Here is a 25,938-nt window from a genome sequence, read left to right on the forward strand (position 1 = left end):
CAGAGTTCTCCCGATGGCCCTGACGCTAGAGACGCGCGACCTCACCATCCGCTTCGGCGGCCATGTCGCGGTCAACAACGTCACCTGCACGTTCCGCCCGGGCGAGCTCACCGCCATCGTCGGGCCGAACGGCGCCGGCAAGACCACCTATTTCAACCTGATCTCGGGCCAGCTGCGCGCTTCACACGGCAGCATCCTGTTCGACGGCACCGACATCACGCAGCATTCCGCGCCGCTGCGCACCCGCGCCGGCCTCGGGCGCGCCTTCCAGCTCACCAACCTGTTTCCGAACCTCACCGTGGAAGAGAACGTCCGCCTCGCGGTGCAGGCGGCCAGCGGCACCCATTACGACATGCTGCGGCCCTGGATGGTCCGCCGCGACCTGATCACCCGCGCCGATGCCATCCTCGACCAGGTCGCACTCGGCAATCGCCGCGGCGTCGCCGCCACTGCGCTGTCGCATGGCGACCAGCGCAAGCTCGAAGTGGCGCTGATGATCGCGCTCGAACCCAGAGTGTTCATGTTCGACGAGCCGACCGCGGGCATGAGCATCGACGAGGTGCCGGTCGTGCTGAACCTGATCGCGCAGCTCAAGCAGGACAAGAGCAAGATCATCCTCCTGGTCGAGCACAAGATGGACGTGGTGCGCTCGCTCGCCGACCGCATCATCGTGCTGCACAACGGACAACTTGTCGCCGACGGGCCGCCGGCCGAGGTGATCGCCTCGCCGATCGTGCAGGAAGCCTATCTCGGCATTGCTCCAAAGAGTGCCGCATGACCGATCTGCTCAAACTCTCCGGCGTGCACACGCATATCGGCCGCTACCACATCCTCCAGGGCATCGACCTCGCGGTACCGCAGGGCCAGACCACCATGCTGCTCGGCCGCAACGGCGCCGGCAAGACCACGACGCTGCGCACCGTCATGGGCCTGTGGCAGGCCTCCAGCGGCGAAATCACGCTCGGAGGCGAGCGCATCGAGAGCCGCGCCACGCCCGACATCGCGCGGCTCGGCGTCGGCTACGTGCCGGAGAGCATGGCGGTGTTTTCCGACCTCACGGTGAAGGAAAACCTGGTGCTGGCGGCGCGCGACGGGCCGCTCGACGATACCCAGCTCGACTGGATCTTCGGCTTCTTCCCCGCGCTGCGCCGGTTCTGGCTGTCGCGCGCGGGAAGCCTCTCAGGCGGACAGAAGCAGATGCTGTCGATCGCGCGCGCCATCGTCGAGCCGCGCAAGCTGCTGCTGATCGACGAGCCGACCAAGGGATTGGCGCCCGCGATCGTCATGGCACTGATCGAGTGCCTGAAGGAGATCAAGCGCAAGGGCGCGACGATCCTGCTGGTCGAACAGAATTTCTTTGCCGCCCGCGAGCTCGGCGACAACGTGCTGGTCATGGACAACGGCACCATCGTCCATCGCGGCGAGATGGCGGCGCTCGCCGCCGACGTGCCGCTGCAGGAGCGGCTGCTCGGCCTGAGCCTGGAGGCGCATCAGTGACTGAACTCGCCGCAAATGATCCGCTGCCGAAGCCGAAGCGCGATCTCGCGCCGATCCTGCTGCCGATCGCGCTGGCGCTTGCGATGATTCCTCTGGTGGGGTCACCCAGCACCTGGCTGACGCTGACCGCCGCGAGTCTCGCCATGGGCATGATGATCTTCATCATGGCCTCGGGGCTGACGCTGGTGTTCGGCCTGATGGACGTGCTCAATTTCGGCCACGGCGCCTTCATCGCCGTCGGCGCCTATGTGGCAACCCTCGTGCTCGCGCCGTTCGCGGCCTCGATGCAGGCGGATTCACTGTGGATGAACCTCGCCGTGCTGGCGCCGGCGGCGCTGCTGTCGATGGCGGTATCCGGCGCGCTCGGCCTGGTCGTCGAGCGCGTGCTGATACTGCCCGTCTATGGCCAGCATCTGAAGCAGATCCTGATGACGACGGGCGGCCTGATCGTCGCTGAGCAGACGCTCTATGCGCTGTGGGGACCGCAGATCATCCCGACGCCCCTGCCGACCTCGCTGCGAGGCTCCTTCATCCTCGGCGACGTCGCGATCGCCAAATACCGTGTGCTGGCGATGCTGATCGGCCTCGCCGTCTTCATCGCGATCCAGCTCGTGCTCAACCGCACCAAGCTCGGCCTGCTGATCCGCGCCGGCGTCGAGAACCGCGAGATGGTCGAGGCGCTCGGCTATCGCATCCGCCGCCTGTTCCTCGGCGTGTTCATGACGGGATCGGCGCTCGCCGGCCTCGGCGGCGTGATGTGGGCGCTCTATCGCGAGCAGGTCCATGCCTCCATGAGCGACGACCTCACCGTCCTGATTTTCATCGTCGTCATCATCGGCGGCCTCGGCTCGATCGGCGGCTGCTTCATCGGCGCCATCCTGGTCGCGATGGTGGCCAATTACGGCGGCTTCCTGGTGCCGAAACTCGCCCTCGTCTCCAACATCCTGCTGATGGTCGCCATTCTGATGTGGCGGCCGCGCGGCCTCTATGCGGTGACCAGCCGATGATGCTCCTGTCAGGCGATCCGCCGAAGAGCCGCGTGCTCACGCTTCTCCTCATCGTCATCATCCTGGCGCTGGCGGCGACGCCGTTCCTGTTCCCGGGGGCCAAGGCGCTGAACGTCGCGGCCAAGATCTGCGTCTTCGCCGCGCTCGTGGCCTCCTACGACCTCCTGCTCGGCTATACCGGCTCGGTATCGTTCGCCCACACCATGTTCTACGGCATCGGCAGCTACGCCATCGCGATCGCGCTGTACGGGATGGGCCCGAACTGGGCCGCGGTCGCAACCGGCATCGTGGTCGGCCTGCCGCTCGCGGCGCTGCTCGCGCTCGCGATCGGCCTGTTCTCGCTGCGGGTCGCCGCGATCTTCTTTGCCATGATCACGCTCGCGGTCGCCTCCGCCTTCCAGGTGCTGGCCTCGCAGCTCTCCTGGCTGACCGGCGGTGAGGACGGACGCAGCTTCCAGCTGCCGGAATTGCTGCGGCCCGGAACGGTGCTGATCTCCAAGAACCTGTTCGGATTCGAGATCAACGGCCGCATCCTCACCTTCTACCTGGTGTTCGCCGTCTCGGCCCTGATGATCCTCGCTTTGTTGCGTGTCGTGAACTCGCCGTTCGGACGCGTGCTCCAGGCGATCCGCGAGAACCGCTTTCGCGCCGAGGCGCTCGGCTTTCGCACCGTCTTCCACCTGACCTACGCCAACTGCCTCGCCGCGCTGGTCGCCGCCAGCGCCGGCATTTTGAACGCGCTGTGGCTGCGCTATGCCGGTCCCGACACCTCGCTCAGCTTCTCGATCATGCTGGACATTCTGTTGATGGTGGTGATCGGCGGCATGGGCACGATCTACGGCGCGATCATCGGCGCCACCATCTTCATCCTCGCCCAGAACTACCTTCAGTCGCTGATGGGCGTGGCCTCCAAGGCGGCGAGCGAAGCCGGCCTGCCGTTGCTGCCGGGGCTGTTGCATCCCGACCGCTGGCTGCTGTGGCTCGGGCTGCTGTTCATCGCCAGCGTCTACTTCTTCCCGACCGGCGTCGTCGGACGTCTGCGCAATGCCGGCCGCGACAAGAGCGCGGGCGCTTCGCATTAAGCCGGCATTAATGATGCAGCGCAGCGATTGTGATGGGCACGGCACAACCGCGACGTGATTCCCGCCCCACTGCATACGGGCGCGACTGCACAACCGGATTAATGCTTAGGTAACTGGCTTTCCTAAGGTTTGCGCCATTTGTGCGGTGTATTCCTGTCCTTCCAGGGAGGGGGGAAATGCGCCAGGTCTTTTCCACGGTGACAGCCGGAATGTCATCAGCCGCGACCAACGGCTGGGCGGCCTTGGCGCGGCGTGGTCCTGTCCTCTGGCTGACCCTGTGCGGCGTGTTGCTGGTCGCCGGGATCTTCGCCGTGACCGCCATGGCCATCGGCGAATTCCGCGAGCGCACCCTGGCCAATCGCGAGCGCGAGCTGGAAAACACGGTGCAGCTGATCGCGCGGCACTTCGATCAGCAATTCCAGGATTCCGACGTCGTCGCCGCCGACCTGATCGGGCAGATGAACCTGCCGGAGATCACCTCGCCGGCGATGTTCCGCGAGCGCATGTCCGGGCTCGCGACGAACCAGATGCTGCGGAGCAAGATCAGCTCCGTCTCCTATCTCGGCGACATCGCGATCTACGATGCCGACGGCGAGCTGATCAACTGGTCGCGGGCCGAGCCGCTGCCCAAGATCAACGTCTCCTCGCGCGCCTACTTCCAGACGTTCAAATCCGATCCGATGGCCGAATCGGTCATCCTGGAATCGGTCCGCAGCTTCATCATCGGCAAATGGACCACGATCGTCGCGCGGCGGCTGAGCGGCGCGGACGGCACCTTCCTCGGCGCCATGGTCCGGCGGATCGATCCGGACAGCTACCGGCAGTATTTCGCTTCTGTCGCGCTTGCCGAGGGTACGGCGATCTCGCTGTTCGATCGCGAAGGCAAGATGCTGGCGCGCTATCCACATGTCGAAGAGCTGATCGGCAGGAATTTCAAGGACGCGCCGCTGATGCGCAAGATGCTGGCCGAGGGCGGCCGGCACACGCTGCGCGTCAAGGGACCGATCGACGGCGAGGACCGCCTCGGCTCGGGGGCCTCGCTGTCGCATTTCCCGCTGGTCATTGTCGCGACCAACACCACGAGCGCCGCGCTGGCCGACTGGCGTCAGCAGACCGGCTTCATGGTCACCACGGCAACGCTTTCGGCGATCGTGATCGCATTGATCCTCTTCCTGATCATCCGCCAGATCAGCCGGCAGAACCGGGAAGCCCAGGAGCGGATCGAAGCGGAACGGCTGCGGCTCGACACCGCCCTGAACAACATGTCGCAAGGGCTGATCCTGTACGACGCCGCCGGATTTATCGTCACCTGCAACCGCCGCTACTCCGAGATGTTCGGCCTGTCCGACGACATCATCAAGCCCGGCTGTCACATCCGCGAGGCGATGCAGCATCGCAAGGAGCGTGGCACGTTCGGCGGCGACGTCGAGACGTTTTGCACCGATGTGATGCGGGTCGTCGCCGAGGGCAAGGTCTCCAGCAGGATCCACGAACTGCCCAACGGCCGCGCCTTCCAGGTCATCAACACCCCGCTGGCGCAGGGCGGATGGGTCGCCACGATCGAGGAAATCACCGAGCGGCGCAATCTGGAGCAGGAGCGCGACCGCAACTACATGTTCCTGCGCGAGATCATCGATCACATCCCCTCGCAGATCACGGTGAAGGATGCCCTGACGCGGCAATATCTGCTGGTCAACCGGACCGCCGAGGAGCAGTTCGGCCAGTCGGGTGACGTCATCGTCGGCAAGACTCCTTTCGACATGTATCCGGAGGCCGCCGCCAGGATCGTCAACGACGACGACAGCAAGGCGCTGCAGGCGCCCGGGGGATTGTTCAAGGACGAGCACGCCTGGCAGAGCCAGACCAAGGGACCGCGCTACATCACCTCGACCCGGATCGGCATTCGCGACAAGTCCGGCGAGCCGCGCTACCTCATCAGCGTCGTCGAGGATGTCACCGAGCGGCGGCGCGCCCACGAGAAGATCGCGCATATGGCGCATTACGATGCGCTGACCGACCTGCCGAACCGCACGCTGTTCCGCGAACAGATCGAGCGCGAGCTGGCGAAGGTCGCCGGCGGCGGGCAGTTCGCGCTGCTCTATATCGACGTCGACGAATTCAAGGGCATCAACGATTCGCTCGGCCATCACGTCGGCGACGAGCTGCTGAAGGCAATCGCGACCCGTCTCCGCGGCTGCCTCAAGAAGAGCGACCTGATCGCGCGGCTCGGCGGCGACGAATTCGCCGTGATCCAGAGCGGAATCCAGTCCTCTGCGGACGTGCTGTCGTTCGTGACGCGGATCTACGAGGCGATCCGCCAGCCCTATCACTGCCTCGGCCATCAGCTCTCCACCGACGCCAGCATCGGCATCGCGCTGGCGCCGCAGGACGGGACCGATCTCGACCAGCTCATCAAGCACGCCGATCTTGCGATGTACGGCGCCAAGGCCGAAGGACGCCGTACCCATCGCTTCTTCGAACCGGAGATGGATGCCAGCGCCAAGGCGCGCCTGACCATGGAGCAGGATCTGCGTCAGGCGCTGGTGAACGGCGGCTTCGAGATCCACTACCAGCCGCTGGTCGACCTGCGCACCAACGACGTGTCGGGCTGTGAGGCGCTGCTGCGCTGGCGGCATCCAGAACGCGGCTGGGTGTCGCCGGCGGAGTTCATTCCGATCGCCGAGGATACCGGCCTGATCAACGAGCTCGGCGACTGGGTGCTGCGCATGGCCTGCAACGAGGCCGCGACCTGGCCGGCGCATGTGCGGATTGCGGTCAACGTCTCGCCGGTGCAGCTCAAATGCGACACGCTGGCGCTGCGGATTGCCAGCGCACTCGCCGCCTCCGGGCTCTCTCCCTCCCGGCTCGAGCTCGAAATCACCGAGGCCGTGCTGATCCGCGACGACGAGGCCGCGCTCTCGATCCTGCACCAGCTCCGGTCCATCGGCGTGCGCATCGCGCTCGACGATTTCGGCACCGGCTATTCCTCGCTGAGTTATCTGAAGCGCTTCCCGTTCGACAAGATCAAGATCGACCGCTGCTTCGTCGCCGACATCGCGGAGACCAGCGGCGCGCCCGTGATCGTGCAGGCGGTGGTGAACATCGCCGCAGCCAGCCACATGACCACCGTCGCCGAGGGCGTCGAGACCGAGGCGCAACGTGAGATGCTGCGCGCGCTCGGCTGCACGGAGATGCAGGGCTATCTGTTCAGCAAACCGAAGCCGGCCGCCGAGGTACGAAAGCTGTTCGGTCCGAACGATGCCGCGCCGGTGGCGGCGGTGGCCTGAGATGGCGAAGCCGCGGAAAACGTCAGCGAAAGCCGTCGACGTCGCGGATTCCTATGCCGTGCGGCTGATGCAGCATCTGGTGGTGCCGACCTTCGTGATCGACCCCAAGCGCCGCGTCGTGATCTGGAACAGAGCCTGCGAGCGGCTGACCGGCGTTCCCGCCGCGGAGGTGATCGGCACGACGAAACACTGGCAGGCCTTCTACGAGACCAGGCGCCCCTGCCTCGCCGACCTGGTCGCGCTCGACCGTCCCGAGCAGCTGCCGGAGTTTTATTCGGAATATGCCGCACGCGGCCACAACGGGCTCGGCTTTTCCGCGGAGAACTGGTGCGTGATGCCCAAGCTCGGCAGCCAGCTCTATCTCGCGATCGACGCCGGCCCCATCCACGACGAGGCCGGCCATCTGATCGCCGTGGTGGAGACGCTGCGCGACCTCACCGATCAGAAGCGCGCCGAGATGGCGCTGAAGGAGCTCGCCACCAAGGACGGGCTGACCGGCCTGTCGAACCGGCGCGCCTTCGACCAGATGCTGATGAGCGAATGGGCCCGCGCCCAGCGGACGCAGAAGCCGATGGCGCTGCTGTTCGTCGACGTCGATCATTTCAAGCTTTTCAACGACCGGCACGGCCACCAGAGCGGCGACGAATGCCTGCGCGCGGTCGCTGATGTCGTCAGCCGCCATGCCGTACGCCCGCTCGACCTCGCCAGCCGCTATGGCGGGGAAGAGTTCGCGCTGATCCTGCCCGACACGGAGTGCGATGCCGCCTGCGCCATCGCCGAGGAGATCCGCCGTGCCGTCATGGCCTTGCGGATCGCTCATGGCGCTGCTGGCGCCGGCGACCACGTCACCCTCAGCGTCGGCGTCGCCAGCCATATTCCCACTGAGGCCGACGGCAACCCCGACCGGCTGCTGGGTGCGGCCGACGAGGCGCTCTATGCGGCAAAACGGCTCGGCCGCAACCGCGTCATCTGCTCCGAACGCCTGCTGGCGGAGTTTGCGCGCGCCGATCGCGACGCGCCCGCCATTCCCATCGTCGCCAATCGCCGGTCCAGCCGCGGCTGACGTTCATCCCACCGAAGGTTCTATTGCGTTCGGCCTCACCAACGGGTGATGTTGCGCCGGAACAACACTCACATTTTCTTCTCGAAAAGCCGCAATTTCTCGGGCGCTCGTTTGAATATAGATAAGTCGTTGCCTGGAGCCGTATTCGCTTTGAAATTTCCCCGCCCATCTCGCAGTGCCCTCCCCTCCGCCAAAAACGCCATCGCCTGGTCGCGAGTGACGGCCGAACCCGGCTCGGCCGCCAAGACCAACCGCTGATGACCGAAGCAGCCGGTTCGTTTCGCGGACGTGTCCACCGCGGAACGCAGCAAATTGGTGGCACCTGCATCGAGCTCGAGGCCGCGGGCGAGCGAATCCTGCTCGACCTTGGCCTTCCGCTGGATGCCGACGGCGCGTCCGACGATCTTCTCCCGCCGGTGGCCGGGCTTCGCGTCGAAGATCCAACCCTGCGTGCGATCGTCCTGTCGCACGGACACGGCGATCATTGGGGTCTGCTTCCCCTGTGCAAACCCGACGTCCCCCTCGCCATGGGCGCCGCGACGGCGCGCATCATGTGTGCGGCGGCTCCTTTCGTGCCCAACGCCTTCGTGCCAAATGTTTCATTCGAGCTGAACGATCGCAGGACTTTCCAGATCGGTCCGTTCAGCATCACGCCCTATCTCGTCGATCACTCGGCCTATGATGCCTATGCGCTGCTGATCCAGGCTGCCGGCCGGCGTCTGTTCTACAGCGGCGACATCCGTGCCCACGGTCGCAAGGGCGGTCTGTTCGAGCGATTGGTCAGCCATCCGCCCCGCGATATCGACATGATGCTGATGGAGGGGTCGAGCCTCGGCCGTCTCGACGAGCACACGCAATTCCCGACGGAGGACGACATCGAGGCGAGGCTGACCCAGAGTTTTAAACAGCCAGGCTTCGTCATCCTCTCGGCGTCCGCGCAGAACATCGATCGCGTCGTCAGTATCTATCGCGCCTGCAAGCGCAGCGGCCGGACGCTGCTGCTGGACCTCTATGCGATGGAGATATTGCGGGCCACCGGCAACGAGCGCTTGCCGAACGCCGGCTGGCCCAATTTGTCGGTCTATGTGCCGGAATATCAGCGGCGACAGATCGCAAGGAACAAGCGCTTCGACCTGCTGGATCCCTACAAATCCGCACGGATCTACCGCGAGCGCATCACCGAGATCGCCGATCGCACCGTGATGCTGTTTCGTCCGGCAATGGCCCACGACGTGGAGGCCGCAAATCTCTGGCCCGGCACCAGAGCGATCTGGTCGCAATGGGACGGATATCTGAAGGACGGTCCTGGCGCCAGACTGAAGGCGGATCTCGCGACACGCAGCGTTCCCATCGAGATCATCCACACCTCGGGCCACGCCAGCATCCTGGATCTCAAGCGACTCGCGAACGCAATACAGCCGGACAGGCTGGTGCCCGTTCACACATTCGAAGGCGACAGTTTCTCCAGATATTTTGACAACGTCACGCGACGCAGCGATGGCGAATGGTGGGAGGTATGAGATGAGCTTCAGACGCGGAATCCGGGGCGACGACTTTCGCAAGGCACTCGAGACACTCGCCCAGCAGGATGGGTGGTGGAAAGACGTTCTCGCCGATCCCACGCTCATCATCGGCATTCGGGACGAGTACCTGAACGTCTATTGGCAGGGACAATCCATCTTCAAAGTGTCATTCAAGGGCGGGAAAGTGACCGCCTCGACGCATGAAAAATATCTGCTGAATCCGGACCTCAAGGATCAGGTTTCGCTGGTCGAGGGGAAGTTCGCCTTCGGCAACGCCGAGCAAAGGATGCTGACGCGCGACTACGAAGGCGCAGAGACGCTGGCGAAGCTCAAAAGGGCCGCATCGCCCTATTCCGGACAGGAGAAGGAAGGCGTCCACGAGATCGCGACGTCCAATCTCTCCGTCGTCGACGTCGAGATTGCGATCAACGCATCCGGCGTCCCCGGCATCAAGCGGAACCTCCCCCGCATGGACCTGGCGAACTTCGAAACGACGGCGACCGGCGTGGATCTGGTGTTCTGGGAGGCCAAGACGTTGAGCAACCCCGAGCTGGAGAACGGCGACATTGTCGGTCAGCTCGGGGACTATCAGAAGGTGATCGACCTTCACAAGACGGAGTTCGATGACAGCTATCGATTGGTTGCGAAGAATCTGGCCGAGATGGCGGAATGGAGCAACGGACACCGCAATGTGGCTGCGGCGATCAGCGCCGTCGCGAAGGGGGCAAAGATCAACGTGAGCAGCGCCAATGTCGGGCTGCTCGTGTATGATTTCACCGCGGCTCAACGCGATCGCAAGGACAAGGACGGCAAGACGCTGAGCGACAGAGTGATTGAATCGCTCGCGAAGGTGGGCGTGGGTCCGGAGCGGATCAGGTTCAAAGGCACGACAAAGGGTCTCACCATCTAAGTTGGCACGCGGGAGAAACCTGGCTTTGCATCTTCCCGAGCACGAAGAGCTCACCTTCGCGATCGGCGACATCCACGGCTGCTTTGAGAAGCTGACGTCGCTTCTCGCCGCGTGCGACCAGATTCGCGGCCTGCGGAGCGCCCAGTTCGTCCTTGTCGGAGACTACATCGACAGGGGGCCCCAAAGCCGCGGGGTGATGGATTTTCTCGTCGGCAGCGAAGGGAAGCAGGACCGCCCCTTCGTCTGTCTGCGGGGCAACCATGAGGAGATGCTGCTTCGCGCAGCCGACATGGAGCGCACCGACCGCGACCTGATGAATTGGTGGGGCAACGGCGGCGAGCAGACGCTCGACAGTTACGGGATCGACGATCCCGCCGACCTGCCGAGCGAGCATCTCGACTGGATACGCGCGCTTCCGCTGATGAAAATCGAGCATGGACGAGTTTTCGTCCACGCTGGGCTACGGCCGGACGTGTCGCTGGCGTCGCAGTCCGAGCGAGACTTGCTGTGGATCCGGGAACCCTTCCTGTCGTCGGATCACGACCACGGGCTTTTCGTTGTCCATGGTCATACGCCGGTCCGGTCCGGGACACCTGATCTGCGAGCCAACCGGTTGAATCTGGATACCGGCGCCTGCTTTGGCGGCCCGCTCACCGCGGCCGTGTTCGCCACCTCGGAGACGGGCCCGTTGATGTTCGTGACCGATTCCGGGGAGATCTCGGGACCGGCCGCCCTCCGGGATTGAAGAGCGAAGCATAAGACCAGGAATCGGGCGATGCCGGGCGTCCGGGCCCGGGCAAAGCGGAGGTTGCCCACCCCCCGCCAATCGGCTAAATGAACCTCGACTAGCACCCGTAGCTCAGCTGGATAGAGCGTTGCCCTCCGAAGGCAAAGGTCACACGTTCGAATCGTGTCGGGTGCGCCAGTCTCCTTACTCTTTACCGAGACTGTGTGCCGGACCGAGACTGTGTGCCGGCTTTTGACGCTGTGACGGCACCATCCATCAAATGTTGCGGCTCGCAATCTGGCCTTCGCAACGTCGCGCGCGCGTCCGGCTAAGCACGTCGAATGGAAAAGCGGTCACAAATCTCTGACCAGCGGCGCAATTGATTGCACCCTTAAATTGTACTATTGTTCATGGGTTGCGGAAAATGAGCCTGATCGCAGCATGTTTCTGGTCGCGATCATCGGGGTAGGTCCGATTGTAGGCGTGATGTCGCAGACCGATATCCGGTTATTGTCGGACTGAATCACCCCAGGAGCGCTCGTCCCGCAAGCAATGAGCCAACACGGCACCTGCTTGACGACGTCGATCCAGTGGCGGCGCCAGGAACAGGGCTTCGCAATCAACCGAGTCGGGAGGGGTGCTTCAGATGAAAACCATCGCCCAGTTCGTCGAGGATCGCATTACGACGCTTTCAGACCTGAAAGACGCACTCCAGACCGCGATGCAATTGGAGTTCTCCACCATCCCGCCTTATCTTTGCGCGCAATGGTCGATCAACAGCGACCCGGGCGGCGTCGGCGGTATGATTGAGGACATTGTGGTGCAAGAGATGTATCACTTTGCCCTGGCAGGCAACATGCTGACCGCGATCGGCGGCGTGCCATCCATTGCCAATGCGGCCTTCATTCCGAGCTACCCGACCAATGTCCTGCCCGGAGAAATTCTGCAAAAATTGCCCGTTGATCTGAAGCCGCTTACGCCAGATCAAGTTCAGGTCTTCATGCAGATCGAGTATCCGGAATTTCCACCGGTCGCGCTCACCGCAAGAACGGGACCCGCGACGATCGGTGATTTCTACGATGCGATCGCCGAGGGCTTCACCACAGTCAATCCCGCGATCAATGCCAGCGCTTTCGCGGTCAATTCGGGGGAAGCAACGCCGATCAAGAGCATCGCCGATGCGCAGGCGGCGATCCTGCTGATCAAGGGCGAAGGTGAAGGTACGGAAGGCTCTCCTAACCAACCCCCAACCGGCAATGCAACATTCGCCCACTATTATGTCTTCAAGGAAATCTACACCGAGAAAACGCTGGTGCAGGATGCGGCGGGCCACTGGAGCTTTACGGGAGCACCAATCCCGTTTCCGACCTGGTTCGATTTTCAGCAATCAACCGTCACACCGAGTCCGTCGCTTGCATTCAACCAGGCCCTGTCGCAGCTCTTGATCGGCCTTCAAACGTGCTGGACAAGCGGTACAAGACCCAGCATCGGCGCCATGTTCACACTTCAGTCGCTTGGCACGGACCTCATCCAGCAGGGCATTCGTCCTGAGTTCCTATGGGCGCCTCCGTCGGCATGAACTCCGGATCTGCCGCCTGCCTCCCACGGCAAGCACTCACGTCAGCATCGAGATGATCGACTGGATCTGATCGGAGGCGGACGTCACCAGGGCGTCATACGACGTATGACCGTGCGCGGCAGTCTTCAAAATGCATTCGGCGACAGCGGCTTTCAGACCGAACACCGACTGATGGGCCGGCACGCTCGCCATCACGGTCTCGAGGGCCTGGCGCATCGTCTGAATGAGCTCGGAGCTGTATTGCATTGGCTGTCCTCCGCGCTCCCATTTAGGAACGCGGGCCTAGGCTCGCCACTCACAAGCCTGAGATTGCTCTTTGATGAACCTTGGACAAATCGCCTCAATTCAAGCGCCAGATGGCCGCATTGAGCAGGCCGGCAAAGGCAACCCAGGCTGCGTAAGGCACGAACAACGCAGCGGCCAGCCTGTCCCGTGATGTCTCGAGACTGATGTAGGTCACGATCGCGACGAACAGACAGATGAGGATGACGAGCGCGGCGCCGATCTGGTGCATCGTGAACATCACCGGGGACCAGACGAAATTCAGCGCCAGCTGCGCGGCCCAGACCTGCATCGCTCGACCCGACGGCTCACGGCGAAAAGTCCGCCAGCCCGCGATGGCGATCAGGATGTAAAGGATGGTCCAGGCCACCGGGAACGCCCAGTTCGGCGGCACGAAACCCGGCTTGGCAAGGGCCGCATACCACTCTCCCGGAAGATTGGTCGCGCCGATCAGCCAGCCGATGCCGACCACACCGACGACGAAGACCAACAACTGAAGCATCCATCACCTCGCGCTTCTCTTCGGGCAATTGTATCATCGTTCCATGAGCGAATCCGGCACGGTGACTGGCGAGGCCACGCCCGTCCGCAAGATCATCCATATCGACATGGATGCCTTCTATGCGTCCGTGGAGCAGCGCGACAATCCGGAGCTGCGCGGCAAGCCGGTCGCGGTCGGCGGCTCCGCGGAACGCGGCGTCGTCGCGGCCGCCAGCTACGAGGCCCGCAAGTTCGGCGTTCGCTCCGCGATGCCGTCGGTGACCGCGAAGCGGCAATGTCCCGATCTGATCTTCGTCAGGCCGCGCTTCGAGGTCTACAAGGCGATCTCCAGGCAGATCCGCGACATCTTTGCCGAGCACACGCCTGTTATCGAGCCATTGTCGCTCGACGAGGCCTATCTCGACGTGACGGAGAATTTGCAAGGCATCCCGCTGGCGCGGGACGTCGCCTTGCTGATCCGTGAGAAGATCAAGGCCGAGACCGGCCTCAACGCTTCGGCGGGCATTTCCTACAACAAGTTTCTTGCAAAGCTCGCCTCCGATCATCGCAAGCCCAACGGTCAGTTCGTGATCTCGCCGGAAATGGGAGCCGCCTTCGTCGAGACGCTGCCCGTCGGCAAGTTCCACGGGATCGGCCCGGCGACCAGTGCGAAGATGAATGCGCTCGGCCTGTTCACCGGCCTCGACATCCGCAACCAGACGCTGGAGTTCATGAATGCGAATTTCGGCAAGTCGGGCGCCTATTACTACTGGATCTCACGTGGCGTCGACGAGCGGCCGGTCCGGGCCAACCGGATCCGCAAGTCGATCGGCGCGGAGACGACATTCTCGACCGACCTCGACGAATACGGCGCGCTGGCCGCCGAGCTCAAGCCGCTCGTCGACAAGGTCTGGCGCCATTGCGAGACGACCGGCAATCGCGGCCGCACCGTCACCCTGAAGATCAAGTTCGCCGACTTCGAGATCATCACGCGCAGCAGGTCCGTCACAGCGCCGGTTGCAGGCCGGGACGATCTGGAGCGGCTGGCCTGCGGCCTGCTCGAAGTCGAAATGCCGCTGCCCAAGCGCGTCAGGCTCGTGGGGGTATCGCTGTCTGCCCTCCAGGACGGGGACGATGCGGAGCCGCAGCTGACTTTCGGTATTTGAACCAGCCTGGAAAGCCCCGCCGCGAAAGCGAGATCCTTGTCCGCGGCGTGGCCCCAGACCAGTCATGGAAGGTGGCGGGATTTTCAGACCCGCCAACGATGAAGGCCGATCCTCTCGGGCCAATCAATGCCTCACATGCTCGAACACGACGATCACGCCCGTCGGTTCCGGCTCGTGGGCCATCAGGCGCGTAAGGTCGGCATCGCTCCAGTTGGCGAGGCTGACGACTTCGCCGGTCTGGCGCTCGGCGCTGAGCGACGGCGTCGGCTCGAGCACCTTCAGGCCCGTCTCGTCGACGAAGAAGGTGTGCTCGCCGAACATGCTGTTGAGCTGCGGCATGGCGGGATGTTCGTCGGGGAGCACCTGGGCGCCGAGTTGGTTGACGGTCTGCTTCACCTGTTCGGATGTGAGCTTCATGAGCTGCTCCGTTTCTGTCGTGCCGGGTTTCAGTGAGTTGAGCCAAAACGGGCGTTCCCTGCGCCTGTGTCGCCTGGCTCAAATTCCCGAACGGGTGTTGCGCACGAATGTTCCGGAAAAATGCATTTCGTGATCGCCAGTTTCATCTGCCGCGCTCACGGCACGGGATCGCCACACGATGCACATGATCCGCCTGTCGATGCCGCTATTCGACGGCTTCGACGATCCGGATGTCGCGGTCGGCACCGTCGCCGAGCAGGTCGTGAGCGGCCTTGTAGGCGGGACTTTCATACGCCGCCCTGGCGCGCTCGACGCTGTCGAACTCGATGAGAACGACGCGTTCCATCAGGCCGTGCTCGTAGGCCGCAACCGGCATCCCGCGCGCGAGCACGCGTCCACCGGCGGCCTCAATGGCCGGACGCGACAGCTTGGCGTAGGCCGCCATGGCGTCGGGGCTCTTGATCGCGCGGTAGGTCGCAACCCAATAAGCTTTTGCCATTTTGTTTCTCCTTGTTCTCGTGAACTAGTGCTCGCCTCGGTTCTCGCCAACCGAGAGCGCGCAGATGCGTGACAGATATGTGTATGGCAGACCGGTCTCCTCGGCCCACGCGTTGAACTGTGCCTGCACTTTTGCGAGATCGCCCTTTGATTTGACCTCTTCGGCGATGTCGAGGCCGGCATCGCGCAGGCAGGCGACGACATCCCTGGAGGTGACAAAACCATCCCAGCCGACGAAGCGCAGCAGCATCTGCCCGGTGTTGCCGCCGAGCCGGCTGCCGCGCTTGGTCAGGAGATCGAGCAGGCCGACCTCGTTGGATGGCGGCCATTTCGCCAGAAACTTGCCGAAGCTGCCGTGCTCTTTCGCGATCTCCTGGACGAAGGCCGCGTTGTCGCGCACCGACATGATCTTGGCGCCGTTGCGCACGATGCGCGCGTCGCGCACGAGGCCCTCCCAATAATCCTCGGGCTGGAAGGTGAGCTTGGCCGGCTGGAAATGCAGGAACGCCGCTTCAAAGCCGTCCCATTTCGAATCGATCACGCTCCAGGCAAAGCCGGCACAAAACACCCGCCTGGTCATCTCGGCGAGGATGCGATCGTCGCCGAGCTTGGCCAGCCCCTTCAGGTCGGGCTTTTCGGGCATCAGCCTGTCGAGCGCCTTGGGGCCGCCCTTGCGTTTCTCGGCGCGGGCACGAATGGTCTTGAAGGAGGTCATGCGGATACGGGCGTTTGAGGATGCGCCACGACATCAGAATTCGATGACACGGTCCAGCCCTGCGGTGCCCGGCTACTTGCGCACACCAATGCACCGCAGCATGCTGCCGGCCATTGGCTTGACGAAGAGAGGCAGCCATTCTGGTCTGCTTCTTGCTTTGTAAATGACGTTTTGGAATTCCCAGACCTTTTCAAACCCGCCCATGGATTTTCAATGCGCTGCCTGGTCGTGGCCGATTTGCACTACTCGCTGCCGCAGCTCGACTGGCTGGCCAGCGCGGCGCCGCAGTTCGACCTCGTGATCTTCGCCGGCGATGCGCTCGACATCGGCTCGATGGTGGATTTTCGCGCGCAGATCGTGGTGCTGAAGAAATACCTCGCGCTGCTCGCGGCGCAGACCCGCGTGATCCTCTGCTCCGGCAATCACGACCTCGACGAGCGCAACGCGGAGGGCGAGAAGATCTCGCGCTGGATCTCGGAGGTGCGGGAGCTCGGGATCATTTGCGACGGCGACAGCCTCACCATCGGCGACACGCTGTTCACGGTGTGCCCGTGGTGGGATGGCCCGCTGGTCAAGCAGCGCATCGTCGCGCAGCTGCGCGACGCCGCCGAAAGCCGCCCGCAGCGCTGGATCTGGGCCCATCACGCGCCGCCGGCGAATTCACCGACCAGCTGGGGCGGCAAGCGCTTCTTCGGTGATGTCGATCTGGTGCAGTGGATCATGCAGTATCAGCCGTCGATGGTGATCTCGGGCCATGTGCACCAGTCGCCCTTCATCGCCGACGGCTCGTGGTTCGACCGGCTCGGGCAGACATGGGTGTTCAACGCCGGCCTGCAACCGGGACGGCCGCCGACGCATATCGTGCTGGATCTCGCTGCGGACAAGGCGTTCTGGCTGGCTGCGGGCGAAGCGCAGTGGATCGACCTCGCCGCACCGCTGAAGCGGCCCGCAAACACCATCGAGGAGCCGCCGGACTGGCTCACATCCTTGGATCGGATTGCCGATCCGAGCCTGGCGACACCTCGAGCGGCGGCAGGTTGATCATGCTCTGGAGCACCTCGCCGACCATGGCGAGATGCGTGCCGTGGCCGGCATATTGCCGCTTGAGATCGGCGAGATAGGTGTTGGCAACGTTGAGCCGCTGCGCCAGCGTGCGCGCGAGCAGCAGCGCGACCTCGGGCCGCTGGATGAGGAATGACGCCGCGTCCTCGAACTCATAGATGACGGAATCCGAGCTGGCCCGCACCGTTGCCGTATGCGGCAACCCAAGCAGCACGGACATCTCGCCGAACACGGCGCCGGGCTCGGTGATGGTCGCGACCACCGTGTCGCTCTTGAGCACGTCGAGCCTGCCCTCGACGAGCACGTAGAGGTGGCCGCTGCTGGTGCCACCCTCGGTGACGACCGACGTGCCGGCCTTGACCTGCCGCTCCGTTCCGCCGGTGCAATGATCCAGAACTGCGCGCATCGCCGAAGCTCCCATCGCTGGGGAAATCCAGGCGATACTAGAGCACGATCCGTGCCAGGCGGCAACGCGCGGACGGCTACCGCGACAAGCGCTTTGCGAGATGAACCGACTGCCAGTCTCCGAGACCGGTATCCCGGAAGCCTGCCTTCTTCGCCAGACCGCGCATCTCGGCATTTGTCCGCGCAGTCTCGGCGGCGATCATCTCGTGGCCAAGATCGGTCGCCCGCGTCTCCATCGCCGTCATCATCTGCAAGCCGAGGCCCAGGCGCTGGAACGCATCGGCGACCGAAATGGCAAACTCGCCATGCCGTGCAGTCGCATCATAGGCGTAGTTCGCTTCGCCGATGATGGTGTGCTGCCCTTCCTGCCTGACTTCGGCGAGCAGGGTGAAATGACCGGGACGGCCCGTCTTCGCCACGCATTCGGCCGCGACCAGGGCGACGTCGGCGCGCGCGCCCATGAAGCGCTTGTTGCGCGACGTCGTGGACAGGCCGGTGAAATAGACCGACAGGTTCTCGACGTCGGATACGCTGGCGGTCCTGATGCAGACCATGCCCTTCGCTTCGGCCAGTTCGAGCGCCTCAACGACGGCTCCCGGAAACAGCTGTGACATGCGTAATGCTCTCGGCAGGTTGCGTGGACCGCACACCTAACCGAGACCGCGCTTCCGCGGCTTGGACACCACTGCCAATCATGCGGCTGAAAACGAACAGCTCGTTGTCCCGTGCCGCGCATCACACACGGGAGAGTGACGGCACCTCGTCGGGCATGATCGCCTGGAGGCCGCCGAAGCGGCGCTCACGGCCGTGGAAGGACACCAGCGCCGCGGAGAGATCGCCAGCGTCGAATTCGGGCCACATCCGCTCGGTGAAGTGCAGCTCGGCATAGGCGCCTTCCCAGAGCAGGAAGTCCGACAGCCGCTTCTCGCCGGAGGTGCGGATGATGAGATCGACGTCGCGAAGGCCTGCTTCACCTGTGACGAGCTGCGAGAAGGCTTCGCGGGTGAGGCTCGTCAGTGCCGCCGCCTTCGCTGCGGCGTTGAGGATGGCGTCGCGCGCGGAATAGTCGACCGCGATGCGCAGGTGAAGCGCGCTGCCGTGCGCCGTGGCGTCCTCCGCGCGCGCGATCGCATTTGCGATGCCGTCGGGCAGACGGTCGCGTCGACCGATCACGGTGAGGCGCACGCCGTTCCTGGCGAGGCTCTGCACCTCGTTGGCGAGATAGAAGCGCAGCAGCGTCATCAGCGCGGCGACTTCGGTCTTCGGCCTGCGCCAATTGTCGGTTGAGAAGGCGTAGAGCGTCAGCGTCCCGATGCCCTGCTTGGGTGCGGCCTCGACGATGCGGCGGATCGCCTCCACGCCGGCCTCGTGGCCGCGCAGGCGCGACAGGCCGCGGCGCGTCGCCCACCTGCCGTTGCCGTCCATGATGATGCCGACGTGAAGCTTCTCGTTGCGAGAGGTCATGTCGCTTTGCATTGCAAAGTCTCCGGTCAAAAAAGGGGGGATCAGGTCGAGATGATACCGAGACGGCCGAGCGGCGGCGCGTCGCGGCCGGCGGCCTTGGCGGCGTCGCGCACCAGCCGCTCGAGCACGGCGAGATAGTCGAGGAAGCGGCGGCGGCCGGCCTTGGTCAGGCGGCAGGTCGTGTGCGGGCGGTTGCCCTCATAGCCCTTGGTCACCTCGACGAGGCCGGCCTCCTGGAGCACGGCGAGATGCCGGCTGAGATTGCCGTCGGTGAGGCCGCAGAGCTGCTTGAGGTCGGCGAACGCCAGACCCTTCGGATGCGCCATCAGCGAGGTCAGAAGCCCGAGCCTCGCCTTCTCGTGGATGACGCGGTCGAGCCCTTCATAGGAGAAGGGTGCGCTGTCAGTCTTCGACATCATGGTCTCCGGACGCGAAATACAGAATGCCCGCCATCACCGACTGCCCGATCACGAAGGGCAGCCCCATGGTCCACGGCGATAGCGTGTGAGTCCGGCTCGCGAGCACCACGACCGCGAAGCCGGAAACAAAATACCAGGCGCCGGCGAGCGCGACGGTGCGCGGCAGCGAGCGGACGGAAGCGAAAATGCCGAGCGACACCAGGATCTGCCACAGGCCGGGCAACAGCCACAGCGTCTCGCTCGCGAACTTCCACATCACCACCGCGAGCAGCACGCCGGCGACGCCCGCGGGCAAGAACTGCTCGACCGCCTGATGGATCATGGCATCGGCCAGGCCGGAATGATGACGGCGCGAGCGCGCGCGCATCTCGATGCCGATCATCAGAACGGAGAGCACCGCGGCCATGAACCAGCCGAAGAAGAAGCCGACCGGCTCGCTGGTGGGATCGCCGAGCAGCCAGAATTGGAGGATTGCGGTGAGAAGCGCGACGGCGCCCGTCGCAGCGATCGTCGCCGGGCCGTAGCCGCGGAACGCCGTGCCCGCCGCAATCTGGTTGCGGATCGCCACGATGTCGGCCAGTGCCTTGTCGAGATCGCGCATTGGCAACGCCAAAACCCCGCTCCGCCCAATTAACCGGGACCGCCGTCCCGTCACTTTGTATTGCAAAGTATATAGCACCGCAAAGTAAAGGCAAGCCCGGCGAGGAGGTCCTGTCCGGACAAACAACTGCCGATTGCACTGCGTATCCTCCCGCGGATAAGATGGATCGAAAAGCATTATGGGGGGATGGTATGTGGCTTAAGTCGTTTGTCGTTGCATCGCTTTTGCAGGCGAGTGTCGTCGGAGCTGCCCATGCGAAAGGACCATTCGGCAGCGTCAATGTCGGCAACTGGATCGGCGGCGCCTTCAGCAATGACGAGACGGGCGCTTTCTCCCATTGCGCCGCGACGACGCCTTATGCGAACGGCGTCATCCTCGTCGTGAGCCAAAATGCAGCCGGCACATGGTCACTCGCCTTTGCGAGTCCCAGCTACCGCTTCAACAAGGGCGAGAACGCCGCGATCGACGTGACCTTTGACGGGCAGGAGCAAGCCAGGCTGTTCGCCACGGCGTACCAGCCCAACATGCTCACGGCCATCATGCCGGTCAATGTTGTGCGCACGTTTCAGAAGGCGAGCCTGATGGTGGCGACAGCCGGCCGCGCCGTTCTGAATTTCGATCTTACCTCGACCGGGCCGGTGATCGCCGCATTGGCCAATTGCGTGACCAAGGTGAAAGCCGACGGGCTCGACAAGGCCGGCGACTTCACCAAGATGGCCGCCAAGCCGCAGCCTGCGCCGGACAAGCAGGCGCCGCCGGCCGGCAGCAAAGTTGCCAGGGCCAAGACCGGCACCGGCTTCGTGGTCAGTGCGAACGGCCATGTCGTCACCAACAACCATGTGATCGACGGCTGCGTCGGCGACATCAAGGGCAACCTCACCGGTGAGGCCGCGATGGTGCTGCGCGTCGTATCGAGCGACGTCAACAACGATCTCGCTTTGTTGCAGGCGCCGTCGACGACGACATTCAAGGACTTTGCGCGGATCCGCGATCGCTCGATCCGCTCCGGCGATTCCGTCATCGTAATCGGCTTTCCCTTCCATGGCTTGCTCACGTCGGACTTCACCGTGACGACCGGTATCGCGAGCTCGCTCAGCGGCATGCGCAACGACACGCGTTTCCTGCAAATCAGCGCGCCGGTGCAGCCCGGCAATAGCGGCGGCCCGCTGTTCGACACCACCGGTCAGATCGTGGGCGTGGTCACCGCAAAGATCCCCGCACTTCGCATCGTCGCTGCGACCGGCAACATTCCGGAGAACATCAACTTCGCCATCAAGACCGGCATGCTGCGCGACTTCCTCGACAATTCCGTGGTGCCCTACCAGACCTCCGAACCGAAGGGCGAGCTCAAGACCACCGACATCGCCGGCAACGCGCGGCCGTACACGATGCTGATCTCGTGCAATGGCACGGAGCAGGCCGACGCGAAGCGGTAGACTGCGCTTCAGCCTCCGCTGTCATGCCCCGCGAAGGCGGGGCATCCAGTACGCCGCGGCTTCTAGATTCGACACGACCGTCTCGGAATACCGGATCGCCCGATCAAGTCGGGCGATGACACCGTTGGTGTGGGCACAGCGCACCCGCCGTCTCACCCGTGGCAGCACGCCCCCTTCGCCTGCGGCTCGTACTGGTCGCGCAGGCGGACCCAGTCCATCGGATAGGGCAGGCCGTCCTCGTGACGACCGAGCGGGGTGAGGTCGAGATACTGATAGGCCGCGTTCATCATGTCGAGACCGCGCGCGAAGCAAGAATAGGTATGGAAGATCTCGCCGGCCTCGTTGCGGTAGAACACGCTGATACCGGGCAGCTCCGGACCGTAGAACGGCGTGGTGCCGAAATTGTACTTCGGCACGCCCTTGTCGATCTGCTCGCGCGTGAACGAGACCTCGTAATCGTAGTTGAAGTCATTGCCCCCTGACGAGACCCAGTCGAAGGTCCAGCCCATCCGCTTCTTGAAGGCCTCGAGCTTGGCGACCGGCGCCAGCGAGATCGCAACCGTGGAGGTGTCGCGCGCGGCGAGGTGCGGCACGATGCGATCGAGACCGTCGGCCCAGAACGAGCAGCTCTTGCACGCGGCCTCCCAGTCGGGTGCAAACATCACATGCTGCACCACGAGCTGCGGGCGGCCCCCGAAGAGATCGCCGAGCGTCACCTTGCCGTTCGGTCCGTCGAACACATAGTTCTTGTCGACCTTCACCCAGGGCAGCGCGCGGCGCTGCTCGGCGAGGCGCTCGCGGGCCTGGCTGAGCTCCTTCTCGTGCGCCAGGTGGGCCTTGCGGGCCGCGATCCATTGCTCGCGCGAGACGATCTGATGTTGCTGCACGGTATCCTCCATGGTGTCAGGCGACGAAAGCGTCGAGCTTGTCGAGGCACGAGCTCCAGCCGCGCTGGTGATTGTCGCGTGCGGTTTCGTCGAAGAACTGGGCGTGATGGAAGATCATCAGCGTGCCGGCGCTATCCGGCTTCAGCGTGATCGTCACCAGCGATTCGCGCTCCGGCGTCGAATGCCAGGCCCAGGTGAACACCAGCCGCTCGTTCGGCACGACCTCGCGATAGATGCCGCCAGCCTCGAAATATTCGCCGTCGTCGCCGGTGAAGCTGATGCGGTAGCGGCCACCGGTACGGACATCGAGCTCGGCATCCAGCGTCGCCGGCTTCATGTTCGGCGGCCCGAACCACTGGACTATCTGCGCGGCTTGCGTCCAGGCGGCGTAGACTTTCTCCGGCCGTGCGCGGAGCCGGCGCGTGAGCGTGAGGCTTGGACGTTCGTTTGGACGCTCGCTTGGACGCTCGGCTGTGCGGGGATCGGTGCTGACGGCTGCGTTGGCCATGTCTTGTCCTCCACGAAGGCGGCGAGGCGGTCGAACTTCTCGGACCAGAACTGCGCGTAGCGATTGAGCCAGTTCATCGCCTGCTCCATCGGCTGCGCGGTGAGCCGGCAGGACACCGTGCGTCCGGTCTTCTCCCGCACGATCAGGCCCGCATCCGTGAGCACGTCGAGATGCTTCATGATCGCCGGCAGCGAGACCGGAAACGGCGCGGCCAGCTCGCTCACCGACAGGCCGTCCCGCTCGCCGAGCCGCGCGAGAAGGGCACGCCGCGTCGGATCGGACAGCGCCGCAAAGGTCCGGTCGAGCGTCTCGTCTCTATACTTAACCATTTGGTTTAGTATAGACGTGAACGAGAGGGCGTCAAGCAGGAACCCGCGCGTCCGGATCTGCACGACTGCGTGATCAGGCGGTGCTCAGTGTGAGCCGCGACTAGTACGGACGAACGTACCGACCGCGTAGTGACGGCTGAAGCGGAGGCCGTACGGCCACCTGGGCAGGATTTTGCGCGCAATAGCCCTTGCGGCCCGACGCGCTCATCTGACACTGCTCGCGGGTCTGATAGGAGCAGTCGCCGGGATAGCCGTATTCCGAGTTCTGAATGCACCACGCGTAATCATAGTCCGCGCGCGCCGGGCTCCCGCCAGCGAGCCACACAAGGACTATGGTGCCCAGCACAAATTGCGCCTTGCCCATGACCGACCTCCCGTGTTCGCCGCGCGACATCCGACCTCACAGAGTGAAAGGCTCGCGGAGCCGGTTTATTCCGGAGCGATCGCGCAAAAATACGCGGCTGCGCAATGCGCGCGCGGCTAGTACGGTGCAACGGGCCGCGCGCGACGGTGCGGCCGAGGTTGCGGCTGCGGCGCCTGGCCATAGGCCACCATTGGATTGGGCCCGCAGTACAGCAAGCGGCCGGAGACGCTGGCCTGGCATTGCTCATAGGTGCTGTAGGCACATTCGCCGGGATAGTCATACTCGCCGCCCTGGGCGCACCAGGGGTAGTCGCGGGCCGCCGCGGGCGTGACGGTGACGAAGCCGGCAAGGACCGTCGCGCCCAGCGTCAGCAGCGCCAATTGCGTCTTGCGCATGATCCAGACTCCTCTCTTCACAGGGCGAGATACGCGCCATGTATCATCAGGTTTCGCCGCGCCGTTTTATTCCAGATCAACGGAACGAAGTACGCAAGAAAAAAGCCCTGCCAGGCGGCAGGGCTCCAATCTCAGGGATCACAAGATCGCTACTCGACCTTCAGGCCGGCGAACTCGACGACCTTCTTCCACTTCTCGGTCTCGGCCTTGATCTCCTCGCCGAACGCCTCCGGCGTCTGCACCCGCGGCTCGCCGCCGAGTTCGACCAGTCGCTTGGTCATGTCGGGCTCCTTCATGAGCGTATTGATCTCATTGTTGAGCTTGGCGATGATCTCCTTGGGCGTGTTCTTCGGCGCGCCCATGCCGAACAGCGCGCTGGCCTCGTAGTCCTTCACGGTCTCGGCGATCGCCTGGACGTCGGGCAGCTGCGGCGAGCGCTCAGTGGTGGTGACGCCGATCGCGCGAAGCGAGCCGGAGCGGATGTGCTGGATGATCGAGGGCATGTTGTCGAAGATCACCTGCACCTGGCCGCCGAGCATGTCGGTGATCGCCGGCGCCGCGCCGCGATAGGGCACGTGCTGCATCTTGCAGCCGGTCAGCGCCATGAACATCTCGCCGGACAGATGCACCGAGGTGCCGTTGCCGGACGAAGCCATGTTCACCTTGCCGGGATTGGCCTTCACATATTCGATGAACTCGGCGACGTTCTTGGCCGGAACGTCCTTGTTGACGGTCATCACGTTCGGCACCCGCTGGAACGAGGCCACCGGCGCGATGTCGCGCACGAAGTTGAATTTGAGGTTGGTGTAGAGCGAAGCGTTGATGAAGTTGGCCGGATTGACCAGCTGCAGCGTGTAGCCGTCGGGCTCGGCATTGACGACCGATTCGGTGCCGATATTGTTGCCGGCGCCGGGCTTGTTCTCGATCACGAATTGCTGGCCGAGCCGTTCCGACAGCCGCTGACCGATCAGCCGCGCCAGGATGTCGGTGGCTCCGCCCGGCGGATAGCCGACCACCCATTTCACGGGCCGGGCCGGATAGTCGGCGGCAAGGGCCTTCGACAGCGGGGTGGCTGCAAGCGGACTGGCTGCGAGCAGGCCCAGCGCGGTACGGCGAGTGATCATCTCAAGGGTTCTCCCAACGTGTTGTTCTTGAAAGCCAGATGGCTTCAAAATGGCGTCGACGCGGTTGTAACAAAGCTTGCCGCAGGCGGAAAGTGCGCCCGGCGCATCACGACGAAAGGATAAGGCATGCCGGTCAAGGTCGAAGCCCTCGATCATCTCGTCATCAACGTCGCGGACGTCGCGGTGACCGCCGAGTGGTACCGCAGGATTCTCGGCATGGAAGTCAAGGTGTTCGACCCCGACGGCGGCAAAGCGCCGCGGACTTCGTTGCAATTCGGTAACCAGAAGATCAACGTCCGGCCGCGCGATGCCGACAAGGTCGAGTGGTTCACTGCGGACCATCAGACCGCCGGCAGCGAGGATCTGTGTTTCCTCACGTCTGCATCGCCCGACGAGGTGGTGGCGCATTTGACGGCACATGGCGTCGCGATCGAGGAAGGCCCGGTTCCCAAGCAGGGTGCCCGCGGCGCGCTGCGCTCGGTCTATTGCAGGGATCCGGATGGCAGCCTGATCGAGATTTCGTCGTACGAGGACGGTGGTCGATAGGGCCGCGCTGCCCACCCCATCGTCATTGCGAGGAGCCATTGCGACGTAGCAATCCAGACTGCCCCCGGCGGAGACAGTCTGGATTGCTTCGCTGCGCTCGCAATGACAATGGAGAGAGCGGGCGCTACGCCTCCCCCGATTTGCTCCCTGCGTCATCCAATGGCA

31 protein-coding genes and 1 tRNA gene are annotated in these 25,938 nt (G+C 64.0%); 15 read left to right on the forward strand and 17 right to left on the reverse strand.

Going from position 1 to position 25,938, the window contains the following annotated elements; genetic code table 11:
- Positions 1-13: 13 nt before the first annotated feature.
- The 6 genes from AB7290_RS42305 to AB7290_RS42330 all read left to right on the forward strand — a co-directional run bounded on the left by AB7290_RS42305 (position 14) and on the right by AB7290_RS42330 (position 7,936).
- Positions 14-778, forward strand: a complete 765-nt coding sequence (locus AB7290_RS42305) for an ABC transporter ATP-binding protein (protein WP_085404080.1) — start codon at positions 14-16, stop codon at positions 776-778.
- Complete coding sequence (locus AB7290_RS42310) at positions 775-1,497, forward strand: ABC transporter ATP-binding protein (RefSeq protein WP_085404081.1); 723 nt, start codon at positions 775-777, stop codon at positions 1,495-1,497. The genes AB7290_RS42305 and AB7290_RS42310 overlap by 4 nt, the downstream gene beginning before the upstream one ends.
- The gene (locus AB7290_RS42315) at positions 1,494-2,504 is read left to right on the forward strand and encodes a branched-chain amino acid ABC transporter permease (RefSeq protein WP_085404082.1); all 1,011 of its coding nucleotides are present in this window, start codon (positions 1,494-1,496) and stop codon (positions 2,502-2,504) included. Before AB7290_RS42310 ends, AB7290_RS42315 begins: the two co-directional genes overlap by 4 nt.
- Entirely contained in the window at positions 2,501-3,586 is a 1,086-nt protein-coding gene (locus tag AB7290_RS42320; RefSeq protein WP_028149341.1) for a branched-chain amino acid ABC transporter permease, read from the forward strand. The genes AB7290_RS42315 and AB7290_RS42320 overlap by 4 nt, the downstream gene beginning before the upstream one ends.
- A gap of 176 nt (positions 3,587-3,762) precedes the next feature.
- Positions 3,763-6,873: a bifunctional diguanylate cyclase/phosphodiesterase gene (locus tag AB7290_RS42325; protein WP_085404083.1), complete on the forward strand. Its 3,111-nt coding sequence runs from the start codon at positions 3,763-3,765 to the stop codon at positions 6,871-6,873.
- 1 nt (position 6,874) lies between these two features.
- Positions 6,875-7,936 (forward strand): sensor domain-containing diguanylate cyclase, encoded by a 1,062-nt coding sequence (locus AB7290_RS42330; RefSeq protein WP_135214088.1) that lies wholly within the window; start codon positions 6,875-6,877, stop codon positions 7,934-7,936.
- Between the two features lie 68 nt (positions 7,937-8,004).
- Here AB7290_RS42330 and AB7290_RS42335 read toward each other — a convergent pair whose 3' ends face one another.
- Entirely contained in the window at positions 8,005-8,421 is a 417-nt protein-coding gene (locus AB7290_RS42335; protein WP_244623072.1) for a hypothetical protein, read from the reverse strand.
- On the opposite strand from AB7290_RS42335, the gene AB7290_RS42340 reads away from it, so the two are divergent.
- From AB7290_RS42340 to AB7290_RS42360, 5 genes are all read left to right on the forward strand, one after another.
- Positions 8,314-9,456: an MBL fold metallo-hydrolase gene (locus AB7290_RS42340; RefSeq protein ID WP_244623071.1), complete on the forward strand. Its 1,143-nt coding sequence runs from the start codon at positions 8,314-8,316 to the stop codon at positions 9,454-9,456. The two genes, AB7290_RS42335 and AB7290_RS42340, sit on opposite strands and share 108 nt — an antisense overlap.
- Before the next feature lies 1 nt (position 9,457).
- The gene (locus AB7290_RS42345; protein WP_085405099.1) at positions 9,458-10,369 is read left to right on the forward strand and encodes a hypothetical protein; all 912 of its coding nucleotides are present in this window, start codon (positions 9,458-9,460) and stop codon (positions 10,367-10,369) included.
- Positions 10,370-10,394: 25 nt separating this feature from the next.
- Positions 10,395-11,114: a metallophosphoesterase family protein gene (locus AB7290_RS42350; protein WP_085405098.1), complete on the forward strand. Its 720-nt coding sequence runs from the start codon at positions 10,395-10,397 to the stop codon at positions 11,112-11,114.
- A 103-nt stretch (positions 11,115-11,217) separates the two neighbouring features.
- Positions 11,218-11,294, forward strand: a tRNA-Arg gene (locus AB7290_RS42355).
- 448 nt (positions 11,295-11,742) lie between these two features.
- Positions 11,743-12,675 (forward strand): ferritin-like domain-containing protein, encoded by a 933-nt coding sequence (locus AB7290_RS42360; protein WP_085405097.1) that lies wholly within the window; start codon positions 11,743-11,745, stop codon positions 12,673-12,675.
- A 36-nt stretch (positions 12,676-12,711) separates the two neighbouring features.
- Here the strand turns inward: AB7290_RS42360 and AB7290_RS42365 are convergent, their stop codons facing one another.
- Both AB7290_RS42365 and AB7290_RS42370 read right to left on the reverse strand, forming a co-directional pair.
- Positions 12,712-12,921 carry a hypothetical protein gene (locus AB7290_RS42365; RefSeq protein ID WP_085405096.1) on the reverse strand — a complete coding sequence of 70 codons (210 nt, stop codon included), beginning with the start codon at positions 12,919-12,921 and terminating at the stop codon, positions 12,712-12,714.
- 94 nt (positions 12,922-13,015) lie between these two features.
- Positions 13,016-13,459, reverse strand: coding sequence for a TspO/MBR family protein (locus tag AB7290_RS42370; protein ID WP_085405095.1), 444 nt, complete (start codon positions 13,457-13,459; stop codon positions 13,016-13,018).
- 43 nt (positions 13,460-13,502) lie between these two features.
- On the opposite strand from AB7290_RS42370, the gene dinB reads away from it, so the two are divergent.
- Positions 13,503-14,603: a DNA polymerase IV gene (dinB, locus tag AB7290_RS42375; protein ID WP_085405094.1), complete on the forward strand. Its 1,101-nt coding sequence runs from the start codon at positions 13,503-13,505 to the stop codon at positions 14,601-14,603.
- 123 nt (positions 14,604-14,726) lie between these two features.
- Here the strand turns inward: dinB and AB7290_RS42380 are convergent, their stop codons facing one another.
- From AB7290_RS42380 to AB7290_RS42390, 3 genes are all read right to left on the reverse strand, one after another.
- Positions 14,727-15,020 carry a hypothetical protein gene (locus tag AB7290_RS42380; RefSeq protein ID WP_085405093.1) on the reverse strand — a complete coding sequence of 98 codons (294 nt, stop codon included), beginning with the start codon at positions 15,018-15,020 and terminating at the stop codon, positions 14,727-14,729.
- A 205-nt stretch (positions 15,021-15,225) separates the two neighbouring features.
- Positions 15,226-15,519 carry a DUF1330 domain-containing protein gene (locus AB7290_RS42385; protein ID WP_085405092.1) on the reverse strand — a complete coding sequence of 98 codons (294 nt, stop codon included), beginning with the start codon at positions 15,517-15,519 and terminating at the stop codon, positions 15,226-15,228.
- 24 nt (positions 15,520-15,543) lie between these two features.
- Positions 15,544-16,233, reverse strand: a complete 690-nt coding sequence (locus AB7290_RS42390; protein WP_085405091.1) for a DNA-3-methyladenine glycosylase I — start codon at positions 16,231-16,233, stop codon at positions 15,544-15,546.
- A 213-nt stretch (positions 16,234-16,446) separates the two neighbouring features.
- On the opposite strand from AB7290_RS42390, the gene AB7290_RS42395 reads away from it, so the two are divergent.
- Positions 16,447-17,274, forward strand: a complete 828-nt coding sequence (locus AB7290_RS42395; RefSeq protein ID WP_085405090.1) for a metallophosphoesterase family protein — start codon at positions 16,447-16,449, stop codon at positions 17,272-17,274.
- Here AB7290_RS42395 and AB7290_RS42400 read toward each other — a convergent pair.
- From AB7290_RS42400 to AB7290_RS42420, 5 genes are all read right to left on the reverse strand, one after another.
- Positions 17,213-17,701 carry a Crp/Fnr family transcriptional regulator gene (locus AB7290_RS42400; protein WP_085405089.1) on the reverse strand — a complete coding sequence of 163 codons (489 nt, stop codon included), beginning with the start codon at positions 17,699-17,701 and terminating at the stop codon, positions 17,213-17,215. The two genes, AB7290_RS42395 and AB7290_RS42400, sit on opposite strands and share 62 nt — an antisense overlap.
- 76 nt (positions 17,702-17,777) lie before the next feature.
- Positions 17,778-18,314 (reverse strand): GNAT family N-acetyltransferase, encoded by a 537-nt coding sequence (locus AB7290_RS42405; protein WP_085405088.1) that lies wholly within the window; start codon positions 18,312-18,314, stop codon positions 17,778-17,780.
- A 121-nt stretch (positions 18,315-18,435) separates the two neighbouring features.
- Positions 18,436-19,176, reverse strand: a complete 741-nt coding sequence (locus tag AB7290_RS42410; protein WP_085405087.1) for a di-trans,poly-cis-decaprenylcistransferase — start codon at positions 19,174-19,176, stop codon at positions 18,436-18,438.
- Between the two features lie 29 nt (positions 19,177-19,205).
- Complete coding sequence (locus tag AB7290_RS42415) at positions 19,206-19,580, reverse strand: winged helix-turn-helix domain-containing protein (protein ID WP_063985952.1); 375 nt, start codon at positions 19,578-19,580, stop codon at positions 19,206-19,208.
- The gene (locus tag AB7290_RS42420; protein WP_085405086.1) at positions 19,567-20,184 is read right to left on the reverse strand and encodes a hypothetical protein; all 618 of its coding nucleotides are present in this window, start codon (positions 20,182-20,184) and stop codon (positions 19,567-19,569) included. The genes AB7290_RS42415 and AB7290_RS42420 overlap by 14 nt, the downstream gene beginning before the upstream one ends.
- Before the next feature lie 191 nt (positions 20,185-20,375).
- Here AB7290_RS42420 and AB7290_RS42425 point away from each other — a divergent pair, with 191 nt between their 5' ends.
- Positions 20,376-21,620, forward strand: coding sequence for a S1C family serine protease (locus AB7290_RS42425; protein WP_354115284.1), 1,245 nt, complete (start codon positions 20,376-20,378; stop codon positions 21,618-21,620).
- A gap of 152 nt (positions 21,621-21,772) precedes the next feature.
- Here AB7290_RS42425 and AB7290_RS42430 read toward each other — a convergent pair whose 3' ends face one another.
- The 6 genes from AB7290_RS42430 to AB7290_RS42455 form a co-directional block, all read right to left on the reverse strand.
- The gene (locus AB7290_RS42430) at positions 21,773-22,507 is read right to left on the reverse strand and encodes a DUF899 domain-containing protein (RefSeq protein ID WP_085405120.1); all 735 of its coding nucleotides are present in this window, start codon (positions 22,505-22,507) and stop codon (positions 21,773-21,775) included.
- A 16-nt stretch (positions 22,508-22,523) separates the two neighbouring features.
- Positions 22,524-22,871 (reverse strand): SRPBCC family protein, encoded by a 348-nt coding sequence (locus AB7290_RS42435; RefSeq protein ID WP_085405119.1) that lies wholly within the window; start codon positions 22,869-22,871, stop codon positions 22,524-22,526.
- Entirely contained in the window at positions 22,868-23,344 is a 477-nt protein-coding gene (locus AB7290_RS42440) for an ArsR/SmtB family transcription factor (protein WP_085405084.1), read from the reverse strand. The genes AB7290_RS42435 and AB7290_RS42440 overlap by 4 nt, the downstream gene beginning before the upstream one ends.
- A 100-nt stretch (positions 23,345-23,444) precedes the next feature.
- On the reverse strand, positions 23,445-23,738 hold the full coding sequence (locus AB7290_RS42445; RefSeq protein WP_321576601.1) for a DUF3551 domain-containing protein: 294 nt from the start codon (positions 23,736-23,738) through the stop codon (positions 23,445-23,447).
- 86 nt (positions 23,739-23,824) lie between these two features.
- Complete coding sequence (locus tag AB7290_RS42450; protein WP_071908969.1) at positions 23,825-24,103, reverse strand: DUF3551 domain-containing protein; 279 nt, start codon at positions 24,101-24,103, stop codon at positions 23,825-23,827.
- Between the two features lie 149 nt (positions 24,104-24,252).
- Positions 24,253-25,227 (reverse strand): Bug family tripartite tricarboxylate transporter substrate binding protein, encoded by a 975-nt coding sequence (locus AB7290_RS42455; RefSeq protein ID WP_071908968.1) that lies wholly within the window; start codon positions 25,225-25,227, stop codon positions 24,253-24,255.
- Positions 25,228-25,353: 126 nt separating this feature from the next.
- Between AB7290_RS42455 and AB7290_RS42460 the strand changes: the two genes are divergently transcribed.
- Entirely contained in the window at positions 25,354-25,773 is a 420-nt protein-coding gene (locus AB7290_RS42460) for a VOC family protein (protein ID WP_085405083.1), read from the forward strand.
- The last annotated feature ends 165 nt before the right edge of the window (positions 25,774-25,938 follow it).

Source organism: Bradyrhizobium sp. 613_E4_N2_2, from assembly GCF_052075995.1.
GTDB lineage: Bacteria > Pseudomonadota > Alphaproteobacteria > Rhizobiales > Xanthobacteraceae > Bradyrhizobium > Bradyrhizobium barranii.